This is a genomic window from Marinobacterium sp. xm-d-530 (assembly GCF_013283365.1).
Taxonomy (GTDB): Bacteria; Pseudomonadota; Gammaproteobacteria; order Pseudomonadales; family Balneatricaceae; genus Marinobacterium_E.
In genome coordinates this window covers 330,460-343,072 of record NZ_WBYM01000003.1, presented here as the reverse complement: position 1 = coordinate 343,072, position 12,613 = coordinate 330,460, and the positions used below count along the sequence as shown (strand labels likewise).

The window sequence follows — 12,613 nt, the reverse complement described above, 5'->3', positions numbered from 1 at the left end:
GAGGCCGTCCCTAGGGCGGCCTTTTCTGTTTATGCGCATCAAGCGACTACAACTCTCTAATCTTCGATCCATTCAATCCCTGGCCTTTGATGCGTCAGCGGATATCAACATCATTCACGGTCAAAACGGCAGCGGCAAAACCAGTATTCTGGAAGGTCTTCACTTCTTGTCTGTGGCCCGCTCATTCAGAACGCACCAGAGCCGATATGTCATCTCTGAGGGCCAACAACAACTGACCTGTTTTGCGAAGATTGAGGGTGAATCTGATTCCGGTGGTCTAGGTGTTGAACGAACCCAGCAGGGCGATGTGCGTGCCCGTTTCAGAGGTGAAGAGATCGACTTAACGGCCCTTGCTGGCTTAGTCCCGATGCAGGTGATCGACTCTGAAAGTTTCACACTTTTAGACGGTTCACCGTCTGTTAGACGACAATTTATCGATTGGGGTGGATTTCACCATTCTACGGGGTTTATTTCCGTCTGGAGAGGCTTTCAAAGAGCGTTAAAACAAAGGAATTCACTGCTAAAACGTGGTAATATTGATCGGTCGTTACGCGAGGTTTGGGATAGAGAATTTATCCTTCACGCAGAACGACTTACAGAGCTTCGAAGCGCTTATGTTGATGCCCTTTTACCGCACTTTACAGGCATTGCTGAGCAGTTGGTTCGAGAGGTCGTTACGGATCTACGTTTTAGCCCGGGTTGGGACAAAGATCAGGATCTACAGACTCTGTTAAATGAGAGTTTTGAACGTGATATGCGTCAGGGATTTACCTCCCTTGGGCCACAGCGTGCTGACCTTAAATTCAAGGTTGGAAGTCGCAGTGCCGCTGAGCACTTATCACGAGGCCAGAAGAAATTGGTCGTTAGTGCACTTAAACTTGCGCAGGGTCAGCTCTACGAGGCTACCCGAGGTCACTCCTGTATCTACTTGATCGATGACCTCCCTGCTGAGTTAGATAAAGAGCACCTGGCAACGTTTTGCTCGTTCTTGAAACAGAGCAACAGCCAAAGTTTTGTAACCTGTGTTGAGCCAAGCTCAATGCTAGAGGTATGGGGCGCAACTACTGACGGTGCCCTATTGAACGTCGATTCAGGTCAGTTAACTGCAAAGCAGACATTTGGAGAGATCTATGAGTGAATCAAACCAAGATTACGATTCGTCCAGTATTAAGGTTCTTAAAGGCCTTGATGCCGTGCGCAAGCGCCCAGGGATGTATATCGGTGATACCGACGACGGTAGTGGTTTGCATCACATGGTGTTCGAGCTGGTCGACAACGGCATTGATGAGGCACTCGCAGGTTTCTGTAGTGAGGTGGGCGTAACCATCCATGCTGACGAGAGTATTACCGTCAGCGATAATGGTCGCGGCATTCCGACGGATATCCACGAAGAGGAGGGTGTCTCTGCGGCCGAGGTTATCATGACGGTCCTCCACGCCGGTGGTAAGTTCGATGACAACACCTATAAAGTCTCAGGTGGTCTTCACGGTGTTGGTGTGTCGGTGGTAAACGCCCTGTCGACTGAGCTGCGTTTGACCATTCGTCGTGCTGGTCAGGTTCACGAGCAGGTTTACAACCACGGTGTACCGGCAGAGCCTCTAAAAGTGATCGGTGAGACGGATACCAGTGGTACGATCGTGCGCTTCTGGCCTAGCCCTGAAACCTTCACCAACATCGAGTTCCAGTACGACATTCTTGCTAAACGCCTTCGTGAACTCTCATTCCTTAACTCAGGCGTTCGTATTCGTCTTAAAGATGAGCGCTCTGGCCGTGAAGAAGTCTTTGAATACGAAGGTGGTCTAGCTGCCTTTGTTGATTTCCTTAACCAGAACAAATCGCCTATTAACAGTATCTTCCACTTCAATGCGATGCATGAAAATGGTGTTGGCGTTGAGGTCTCTCTACAGTGGAATGACTCATTCCAAGAGTCGATTCACTGTTTTGCCAACAACATCCCACAGCGTGATGGTGGTACCCACTTATCGGGCTTCCGCGCCTCCTTGACGCGTGGTTTGAACAGCTACATAGATTCTGAGTCGTTAAACAAAAAAGGCAATGTCAGCACCAGTGGTGATGACAGTCGTGAAGGTCTAACGGCGATCATCTCTGTTAAAGTGCCAGATCCTAAATTCTCTTCACAGACCAAAGATAAGCTGGTTTCGTCTGAAGTTAAGACAGCAGTCGAGCAGTTGATGGCAGAGCACTTCAATAACTACTTGCTAGAGAACCCATCTGAAGCGAAAGCGGTTGTGCAGAAGATGATGGATGCGGCGCGTGCCCGTGAAGCCGCGCGTAAAGCGCGTGAGATGACGCGTCGTAAAGGTGTGTTGGATATCGCTGGTCTACCGGGTAAATTGGCAGACTGCCAAGAGAAAGATCCGGCACTCTCTGAACTCTACTTGGTGGAGGGTGACTCGGCGGGTGGTTCTGCTAAGCAGGGCCGTGATCGTCGAACTCAAGCCATCCTTCCGCTTAAAGGTAAGATTCTTAACGTTGAGAAAGCACGTTTTGACAAGATGCTGACTTCAGCTGAAGTCGGTACTCTGATTACTGCACTAGGGTGTGGTATCGGCCGAGATGAGTTCAACGTTGAAAAACTTCGTTACCACAGCATCATTATCATGACCGATGCGGACGTCGATGGATCTCACATTCGTACCCTTCTATTGACCTTCTTCTTCCGTCAAATGCCAGAGTTGATTGAGCGTGGCTACATCTACATTGCTCAGCCGCCTCTGTACAAAGTGAAGAAGGGCAAGCAAGAGCAGTACCTAAAAGATGATGAAGCGATGGATATGTACCTGCTTCAAGGTGCTTTGGAAGGTACTTCACTCTATCCTGCTGAAGATGCGCCTGCTATCACTGGTGCAGCGCTTGAGACGCTATTTGGTCGCTACCGTAAGGTGATGGCAATGATCAACCGTCTCTCGCGAATCTACCCAAGCCAGGCTTTGATGCAGTCTCTCTATGTTCCGCGTTTGGCGGCCGATTCGCTGGGTGATAAAGCGACGGTAGAGGGTTGGGCTAAAGAGCTACAAGCTAAGCTAGATTCTATTGTTACGTCGGGTTCAGAAGTCTACACAGTGGATGTTGAGTACGACCAAGAGCACAGCTCTTATGTGCCGGTGGTTAATGTATTGCTTCACGGTATTACGAATGCGTTCCGTTTTGAGGCTGACTTCTTCCGCTCTAAAGATTACGACTTGATCGTTGATCTTGGGGCAGAGCTTTCTGGTCTGTTAGCGGATGGTGCTTACCTTCAGCGTGGCGAACGTCGTATGGATGTGACAGAGTTGGGCGAAGGCATTGAATGGTTGATGGGTCTTGCGCGTCGCGGCAGTAACATTCAACGCTACAAAGGATTGGGCGAGATGAACCCTGATCAGCTTTGGGAAACAACCATGGATCCTGATGCGCGCCGCATGCTTAAAGTGACGATCGAAGATGCTATCTCTGCTGATCAGTTGTTTACCACGTTGATGGGTGATGAGGTTGAGCCTCGTCGTGACTTTATCGAGTCCAACGCACTGAATGTCTCTAACCTAGATGTTTAATGTTTAGTGTTTTAGAGAAAGGGCGCCTATAGGCGCCTTTTTAATTTGTTTCACGTGAAACAAACTCCTTGTTTCTATTTCTAAGTTTCAATCTTATTTGATAAAAAGTTTCACGTGAAACATTTGAATCAATCGTCGCTAAATTCACTGTGCATCGCTTGAGTGAATCCGTCCATTGAAAATCTAATAGTAAAATCAGAACTAGACTTCGGTTGATAGTCGATGAACGTATGGCTTTCAAACATGTTTAAGAGTAGCTGGTTGTCATTTGGGATGGTCGGTGTGACAAATTGAAGATCGGCCCGCTTATCGTCACAACTGGCAGTAAAAGAGATAGGTATCTGATTGACGAGTGAGTGATAAATAGAAGGGCTGCTAAGGCAATCACTGACGCTGAGAATGAAGCCGGTTGTTAGAGCTCCATCCGTGTCATCACCAAAATACACCGCATATTTATCAAATTCATTAATGCTTCGGTGGAGATGTGTCGCAGAGAGAGGCTTGTTAAGCATATTAAATGGAATCATTTCGAACCCAATATAACTGTTCAAACCAAGTGCATATTTGATCTCTTCACCATTCGGGTGCTGGTTAAAAATGATAATTCGATCATCCTCATTGGTTATGGGTTTATCTAGGAAAAGTGTGTAAAACACTAAAAGGCCAATAATGAAATAGGCGATGGCGGTGAGTTTGGGATTAACTTTTTGCATCTTGCATCCTTGCAGTCAGTGGTTTGATTCAACACTATGCAAAGTAGTAGAAAAGCAGATATTTACAAATAAAAAACCCGAGCAGTGCTCGGGTTTTTTGATGGCCAATTAAGTTTAGCCAGCCAATTCGGAGATATCGGCGATTCCACCAAATAGCTCTTTAAGTTGTTGCAGCATCGCAAGACGGTTTTGCTTAACGTCAGCGTCATCTGCCATGACACGAACCTCTTCGAAGAAGCGGTCGATTGGCTGACGAAGATCAGCTAGAGCTTGAAGAGCGCCCTGGTAATCGCCTTCACCTGTCATTGATGCAACTGAACTGCTTAAACCCTTGAGTGCTTGAGCAAGCTCTTTTTCAGCCTCATCAGATAGCAGTGCATCGTTGATAGCGGTAGACGGTGTAGAATCTAGTTTCGCAAGGATATTACCAACGCGCTTGTTGCCAGCAATCAGTGCTGAGGCCGCTTCAAGTTGTGTAAAGGCCGCAACAGCATGAGCACGACGCACAAAGTCTAATGGTTTGCTTGGGCGAAGACCGTGGATCGACAGGTAGATCTCAGCGCTAATGCCCTCTTCTTCAAACCAGAAACGGAAGCGTTCCAGCATGAATTCAAAGACATTATCAGCAGCACTGTCCAAAGCAGGGAGTGCTTGGTAGTTTGATGCTGCAGTCTGAAGAAGCTCTTTAAGATCAAGATCTAACTCATGTTCAACGATAATACGAAGCACGCCCAATGCTGCACGACGCAGTGCAAATGGATCTTTAGAACCTGTAGGCGGCTGGTTGATCGCAAACAGACCGACTAGTGTGTCCAAGCGATCTGCCAAGGCTACAGCAATGCCCGTTTTAGAGGCAGGTAGATCGTCACCGGCAAACTTTGGCATGTACTGCTCGTAGATCGCCTGTGCAACTTCTTGCTCTTCACCATCGTGCAGTGCGAAGTGGTAACCCATAAGGCCCTGAAGCTCTGTGAACTCATAAACGGTATCTGTTAGCAGGTCACACTTAGCAAGTTGTGAAGCACGAGCGGCAAACGCTTCATTACCGCCAATCAGTTTGGCAATGGCAGTGGCCGTTGCTTCAATGCGAGCAGCTTTGTCGGCGACTGTGCCAAGCTCGTTTTGGAATACGACACTCTTTAGCTTCTCTAGGCGATCAATAAGAGGCGCCTTCTTGTCCGTTTCAAAGAAGAACGCAGCATCAGCTAGGCGAGGGCGAATCACCTTCTCGTTGCCTGCAATCACCTGCTGAGGATCTTTAGACTCAATGTTTGAGATCGTAATGAAGTACGGCATCAGCTTGTTGTTGCTATCGACAAGGTGGAAGTACTTCTGGTTCTCTTTCATTGAAAGGATTAGGACTTGCTCAGGTACCTCAAGGAAGCGCTCTTCAAAACGTCCAGCCAATGCAACAGGCCATTCGTTCAGTGCACAGACTTCGTCCAGAAGATCTTCGTCAATCTCAGCAGTTCCGCCAATACGAGCAGCTTCAGCTAGCACTTGTTCACGAATCATTTCACGACGCTCAGCGAAGCTAGCCACAACTTTACCGGTGTTACGAAGCGTGGCAGCGTATTCACCTGCAGTCATCAGCTCAATATCATGTGGGTAGTGGAAGCGGTGGCCACGTGATTTACGGCCAGAAGTGACCTCAAGTAGAGTACAAGGTAGAACCTCATCACCCAGCAGCGCAACGATCCATTTAACAGGGCGGACAAACTCAGTACGGCTAGCCGCCCAACGCATACGCTTAGGAATCGGCAGCCCGCTCAAAGCGGTCTCAAGCATTCCTGGTAGAAGTTCTGCAGCAGGTTTACCAACCTCAGTACCGCGGTAGACGTAGTAGTCACCCTTGTCAGTATTCTCAATGACAAGGTCTTCAAGAGAGACACCGCAGCTGCCAGCAAAACCTTTAGCGGCTTGTTCAGGTGCTTTTGCAGAGGGTCCGCGTTTTTCAATGTTACGATCAGGCTGTTGGCTGTCTAGCTCTTTAACCAATACGGCCAAGCGACGTGGAGCAGCAAATAGCTCTAAAGATGAAAAGTTAAGCTGAGCATCGTTCAGTTGAGCCGTGAGGCTTTTACCCAGTGCGTCTGACAGAGAGAGAAGTGCACCCGGTGGTAGCTCTTCAGTACCCAGTTCAAATAGAAAATCTTGATTACTCATTACTCGGCTCCCTCCAGTGATGCTAGGACCTCTTGGCGAATAGACTCTTCTGCCATTGGGAAACCAAGCTCTTTACGCTTGTTGTAGTAAGCTTCGGCAACACCGCGAGCTAAGGTACGAACACGAAGAATGTAACGTTGACGCTCAGTCGCAGAGATCGCGTGACGCGCATCCAGTAGGTTGAAGGTATGCGATGCCTTCATGACCTGTTCATAAGCCGGTAGCGGTAAGCCGACATCCAGCAGTTTTTGACACTCTTTTTCGTAGTGCTCAAAGTTGCTGAATAGGTGTGGCACATCAGCGTACTCAAAGTTGTAAGTTGACTGCTCGACTTCGTTTTGGTGGAAGACATCGCCGTAGGTTACAACGGTACCGTCCGGTGCCTTAGACCAAACGAGATCATAAACACTGTCTACCTCTTGAACGTACATAGCTAGACGCTCTAGACCGTAGGTGATTTCGCCAGTGACCGGGTAACACTCAAGACCGCCAACCTGTTGGAAGTAAGTGAACTGAGTGACTTCCATGCCGTTCAGCCAGACTTCCCAACCAAGACCCCAAGCACCCAATGTAGGTGATTCCCAGTTGTCTTCTACAAAGCGTACATCGTGCGTCAAAAGATCAAAGCCAAGACGCTCAAGCGAACCAAGGTAGAGCTCTTGGAAGTTGTCTGGGTGAGGCTTCATCACAACCTGAAATTGGTAGTAGTGTTGAAGACGGTTTGGGTTCTCACCGTAACGGCCATCGGTTGGGCGTCGGCTTGGTTGAACGTAAGCTGAGTTCCAGCTCTCTGGGCCGATAGCACGCAGAGTGGTAGACGGGTGGAAAGTACCAGCACCCACTTCCATATCCAGTGGCTGAACAATTACACAGCCTTGCTCGGCCCAATACTGTTGTAGGGCAAAGATAAGACCTTGGAAGGTGCTTACATCAGGTTTGACAGTGTCGGTCACGACAGAAGTCCTCGGCTAGGATTTTTTGCAAAAAATTAGCCGAGAATTATACAGCATTCCTTAAGAATTTAAGAGGGGCGTAACCCTATCCATTTAATAGGGTTATCGGCGCCAGAAAGCCGGTGTTAGTAGGACTAATAAGGTAAATACCTCAAGACGTCCTAGCAACATCGCAAAGACCAGAATCCATTTGGCGGTAGTCGGTATGTCACCATAGTGTGCCGCAACATCACCAAGGCCTGGGCCAAGGTTGTTGAGCGTAGCGCCCACTGCCGACCATGCCGTTACCTGATCCAGTCCAGTGGCTAGCAGTGCAACTAGCATCACCACAAAGACGATCAAGTAGACCGAGAAAAATCCCCAAACCGCTTCAAGCACCTTGTTCGAAATTGGGCGTCTTCCCAGCTTCACAGGCATGATCGCGTTCGGGTGAATTAGGCGCACAATCTCACGGTAACCCTGTTTTAGAATCAGCAGTAGACGTATCTGTTTCATACCGCCACCAGTCGATCCTGCACAGCCTCCGGCAAAGGCTGCCAAGAAGAGTAAGAAGGGCAGCATGGCGGGCCAGTGTGCAAAGTCCGCGACGGCAAAGCCGGTCGTCGTTGCAATGGAGACAACCATAAAGACCGCTTTGCGAAGCGCCTCAATCGATTCGTAGGTGCCGGTAAAGTCGAGTACAAACAGCGTAAACAGCGACAGGCTGATCAGAGAGAAGAGGTAGAACTTGAACTCTGGATCTGAGAAGTAGTGGGCGACACTATGCTGTCGCCAAGCGGCAAAGTGAAGGCCGAAGTTGATCCCCGAAAGCACCATAAAGAGTACACAAATCATCTCGATCAGTGCGCTGTCATAGAATCCAATACTGGCATCGTGTGTTGAGAACCCGCCAATGGCAACAGTAGAGAAACTGTGGCCAATCGCATCGAACAGCTCCATTCCTGCCGCCCAGTAGCCCAGTGCGCAGGCAATCGTCAGCGTCAGGTAGATGTTCCAAAGCGCTTTGGCAGTTTCGGTGATTCTAGGTGTCAGCTTTGAATCTTTTACCGGGCCAGGTGTTTCAGCGCGGTAGAGCTGCATCCCACCGATGCCCAGCATTGGCAGTATCGCGACGGCTAGTACGATGATACCCATACCACCCAACCACTGCAGCTGCTGTCGATAGTAGAGCAGGGACTTGGGAAGCGTATCCAGTCCAGTGATGACGGTCGCTCCTGTTGTCGTCAGACCAGAGACGGCCTCAAACAGAGCGTCGGTAAAGGTAAGGTTTGTTTCGGCCGAAAAGTAGATAGGTAACGAACCGAAGAAGCCCAGTACCGTCCAGAATAGAACGGTAATTAAGAAGCCGTCGCGTGTTCGCAGATCTTGGCGGACTCGCATGAAGGGGAGCCAAATCAAAAAACCGGTAAACAGCGTGACGAAGAAAGCCCCAACAAAGGCCTGAATATTGCCATCGTCGTAGATCATCGAGACGAGGGCTGGCGGAAGCTGAGTGATGCTGAATATCATCAACAGCAGGCCAAGTATTCTGAGAATCACTTTGAAGTGCATGGGAGCCTCAGAAGAAGGTTAGGCCGACGGTAAAGAGCTTCTCTACCTCGCCAATTTGACGGTTATCGATAAGGAACAGAATGACGTGGTCGCCATCTTCAACCACGACGTCATCGTGGGCAATCAATACCTGGTTGTCTCTCACAATGGCACCGATGGTCGCACCTGCGGGTAGCGCAATATCCTCAATGGCGCGCCCAACTACTTTAGAGCTTGACGGGTCACCGTGGGCGATCGCTTCAATCGCCTCTGCTGCACCACGGCGCAGAGAGTGAACCGCTGCTACATCACCGCGACGAACGTGGGCTAGTAGGGCACCAATGGTGGTCTGTTGTGGTGATATGGCAATGTCGATAACGCCACCCTGGACAAGGTCAACATAGGCCGGGTTGTTGATCAGCGTCATCACCTTTCTGGCGCCTAAACGTTTGGCCAGCATCGACGCCATGATGTTAGCTTCGTCGTCGTTGGTTAGGGCACAGAAGACATCGACATCATCAATATTCTCTTCGAGAAGCAGTTCAGAGTCAGAAGCGCTGCCATGCAGAACAATGGTGCGGTTTAGATCGCGTGCCAAGTGGTTGCATCGATCTAGGCTTCGCTCAATCAGTTTGACCTGGAAGTCATCCTCAATCGATTCAGCTAGTCGGAATCCGATGTTGCCACCTCCGGCAATCATGATGCGTTTGTAAGGGTTATCTAATCGGCGCAGTTCACCCATAACCGAACGTATATCGCCGGCAGCGGCAATAAAGAAGACCTCATCGTCCGCCTCAATGACCGTGTCACCGGTTGGAATAATAGGGCGATCCTGTCTGAAAATGGCTGCCACACGGGTGTCGACATTGGGCATGTGCGCTCTAAGCAGTGCGATCTCACGACCCACCAGCGGGCCACCGTAATAGGCTTTCACGGCAACCAATTGCGCTGCGCCATCGGCAAAATCGAGAACCTGAAGGGCACCTGGGTGATGGATCATCCTAGCAATGTGTTGTGTCACCAAGTGCTCAGGGCTGATCAAAACATCTATTGGGATGCCGGCAACGTTGTTCTCTTTCTGCGTATTGAAGAGCTTACCTTCTGAATAGTTGTAAGCTTGGTCACGAACTCGGGCAATCAACTTTGGTACGCGAAAATGCGACCAAGCGACCTGGCAGGCAACCATGTTGATCTCATCTGAGTTAGTCACTGCGATCAACATGTCGGCATCTTCTACGCCAGCGCTATGCAGAATAGTTGGCAGCGAAGCTTGACCTTCAACCGTACGAATATCTAGGCGGTCTGCAAGTTCTCTGAGTCTTGGGCCATCGACATCAATGACAGTAATATCGTTGGATTCACTGGCGAGATGCTCTGCTAGAGAGCCACCCACCTGTCCTGCACCCAGAATAACAACGTTCATGTAACGCTTAAGCCTCTTCTATTCGCTTGATGCGGGCGTAGTAGAAGCCATCATGGCCTCCATTTTGTGGAAACAGCTGCCGACCGGCAGGTCTCTCTATGCCCCATTCTGCGACTATTTTGCACTCTTTCGCATCCGAGTGCTCTTTCAAAAATCGTTCGATAACACGCTCGTTCTCTTGTGTGAACACTGAGCAGGTTGCATACAGCAATGTACCACCAGGCTTGAGCATATCCCATAGGTTATTAAGGATCTCAAGTTGAGTGGTTGCAAGACCCAGGAGATCTTCGTTACGACGCAGTACTTTGATGTCAGGATTACGACGAATGACACCGGTAGCACTACAGGGCGCATCCACCAGAATGCGATCGTAAGCGTCACCGCTCCACCAATCCCGTTGAGCGGCATCACCGACAATGACACCCGCACTCTGCTCTAGTCGTTCTAAATTCTCTTCGATGCGCGCGACTCGTCGAGGCTCTAACTCCAGCGCATCGATCTCAATATCATCTTCCAGTTCAAGAAGGTGGCAGAGTTTTCCACCGGGAGCGGCACAGGCATCGAGTATGCGTTCGCCCGCTTTTACACCCAGCAGTTTTGCAGCCAATTGTGCCGCTTCATCTTGAACCGATACGTGCCCCTCTGCAAAGTGTGGCAGCTTATCCACAGAGCAGGGCGTCGTTAGGTAGATGGCATCGCTCGAGAACAATCCAGCACTTGCCTCGATCTCTGCACTGTTAAGTATTTTAAGGTAGGTATCACGATCGCTTTTCGAACGATTGACCCGCAGACACATCGGTGGGCTCTGATCGTTTTCGGTCATTACGCTCTGCCAGTGATCGGGCCAGTTGTGTTTGAGTTTTGCGATCATCCACTCTGGGTGATTCCAGCGACCAGTCTCGGTCTGCTGGATATCAGCTTCTAAACTATCCTTTTCACGCTGGTAACGACGCAGTACGGCGTTCAACAGTTTGGCGGCCCAAGGCTTACCCATCTGCTTAGCGCCTTCAACGGTTTCGTTGATGACAGCATGTTCAGCCGTCGAGAGATGTCTCAATTGGTAGAGCGCGCTCAACAGTAGGGCAAAGACGTCAGTGTCCTCTTCTCTAAAAGGCTTGCGCAGACACTCACGGCTGAGCGCTTCAAGCTGTGGATAGAAACGAAGCGTGCCGTAGCAGATCTCTTGAAACAGAGCGCGGTCACGAGGTTCAACTCGAGAGAGCATGCCTGGCAGTCGGCTAGAGAGTGAACCGTTGTGTTGTAACAGCTGCGATAGAAAAACAGCCACTTGCACCCTTAGGTTAGCGGTATTACTCAAAGTGCATACCCTCTACAAACGGGTGGTTGTTTGAATTGAGTAGTGCCGACGCTTCAGTGGCGCGACCGCCTGGCATCTGAATGGTTTTGATTAGCAAAGAGCCTTCGCCACACCCGATCAGGACACCCTGTTTATCGGCTTTGATCAGAGCGCCAGCATCACCGGCTTCTGATTGTGCTTCCGCTCTCCAGATGCGTACGCTTTTATCATCAAGGATTGTGTAAGCCACTGGCCAAGGAGAGAGGCCGCGAACCTGACGGGCGATCGCGTCTGCCGACTCAGTCCAGTCGATTTTACCTTCAGCTTTCTCAAGCTTATTGGCGTAGTTAGCTAACGCATCGTCTTGAATTTCTGGAGTTAACTCGCCTGCTAACAGTGCAGGTAGTTGCTCAACCAGCATATTGGAGCCGAGTACTGCTAATCGATCATGCAGTTCTCCGCTACTCTCCTGTTTATCGATTGGCGTAAACACCTTAGCCAGCATAGGCCCAGTATCCAGCCCAGCCTCCATCTGCATCAGCGTCACACCGGTCTCTTTGTCACCTGCCAGCAGTGCACGGTGGATCGGAGCAGCACCACGCCAACGCGGCAGAATAGAGGCGTGTACATTAACGCAACCCAGTTTTGGTGTATCCAATACAACCTGCGGCAGTATCAAGCCGTAGGCAACAACAATCATTAAATCAGCGTCGATCGCAGCCAGTTCCGCTTGAGCCGCTTCATCACGCAGTGAGAGTGGTTGAAACACGGGAATATTTGCTTGCAGTGCAATCTGCTTAACGGGGCTCGCTTGTAACTTCCTACCGCGGCCCGCTGGGCGATCGGGTTGGGTATAAACGGCTACCACATCAAAGCCGGAGTCGATCAGAGCCTGTAGATGAGACGCGGCAAAATCTGGGGTTCCGGCAAAAATAATTTTAGACAATTCGATATCCTAAAATGAAACAGGCTTGCCA

Annotated in this window: 9 protein-coding genes; 2 read left to right on the top strand and 7 right to left on the bottom strand. The window is 49.8% G+C overall.

Annotated elements, in window-relative coordinates:
- The first annotated feature begins 31 nt into the window (after nt 1–31).
- Entirely contained in the window at nt 32–1,138 is a 1,107-nt protein-coding gene (gene recF, locus XMD530_RS07075; RefSeq protein WP_173482173.1) for a DNA replication/repair protein RecF, read from the top strand.
- The gene (gene gyrB / locus XMD530_RS07070) at nt 1,131–3,554 is read left to right on the top strand and encodes a DNA topoisomerase (ATP-hydrolyzing) subunit B (RefSeq protein WP_173482174.1); all 2,424 of its coding nucleotides are present in this window, start codon (nt 1,131–1,133) and stop codon (nt 3,552–3,554) included. Before recF ends, gyrB begins: the two co-directional genes overlap by 8 nt.
- Before the next feature lie 128 nt (nt 3,555–3,682).
- Here gyrB and XMD530_RS07065 read toward each other — a convergent pair whose 3' ends face one another.
- From XMD530_RS07065 to fmt, 7 genes are all read right to left on the bottom strand, one after another.
- A complete protein-coding gene (locus tag XMD530_RS07065) occupies nt 3,683–4,267 on the bottom strand; it encodes a hypothetical protein (RefSeq protein ID WP_173482175.1) in 585 nt (194 codons plus the stop codon).
- Between the two features lie 114 nt (nt 4,268–4,381).
- The gene (gene glyS, locus XMD530_RS07060) at nt 4,382–6,433 is read right to left on the bottom strand and encodes a glycine--tRNA ligase subunit beta (protein WP_173506951.1); all 2,052 of its coding nucleotides are present in this window, start codon (nt 6,431–6,433) and stop codon (nt 4,382–4,384) included.
- Nucleotides 6,433–7,386, bottom strand: a complete 954-nt coding sequence (gene glyQ / locus XMD530_RS07055) for a glycine--tRNA ligase subunit alpha (RefSeq protein WP_173495370.1) — start codon at nt 7,384–7,386, stop codon at nt 6,433–6,435. The genes glyS and glyQ overlap by 1 nt, the downstream gene beginning before the upstream one ends.
- A 102-nt stretch (nt 7,387–7,488) precedes the next feature.
- Nucleotides 7,489–8,937: a TrkH family potassium uptake protein gene (locus XMD530_RS07050; protein ID WP_173506950.1), complete on the bottom strand. Its 1,449-nt coding sequence runs from the start codon at nt 8,935–8,937 to the stop codon at nt 7,489–7,491.
- Between the two features lie 7 nt (nt 8,938–8,944).
- A complete protein-coding gene (gene trkA / locus XMD530_RS07045) occupies nt 8,945–10,339 on the bottom strand; it encodes a Trk system potassium transporter TrkA (protein ID WP_173484674.1) in 1,395 nt (464 codons plus the stop codon).
- Nucleotides 10,340–10,346: 7 nt separating this feature from the next.
- Nucleotides 10,347–11,657, bottom strand: a complete 1,311-nt coding sequence (gene rsmB, locus XMD530_RS07040; protein ID WP_173506949.1) for a 16S rRNA (cytosine(967)-C(5))-methyltransferase RsmB — start codon at nt 11,655–11,657, stop codon at nt 10,347–10,349.
- Entirely contained in the window at nt 11,650–12,582 is a 933-nt protein-coding gene (fmt, locus tag XMD530_RS07035) for a methionyl-tRNA formyltransferase (protein ID WP_217364040.1), read from the bottom strand. The genes rsmB and fmt overlap by 8 nt, the downstream gene beginning before the upstream one ends.
- Between the last annotated feature and the right edge of the window lie 31 nt (nt 12,583–12,613).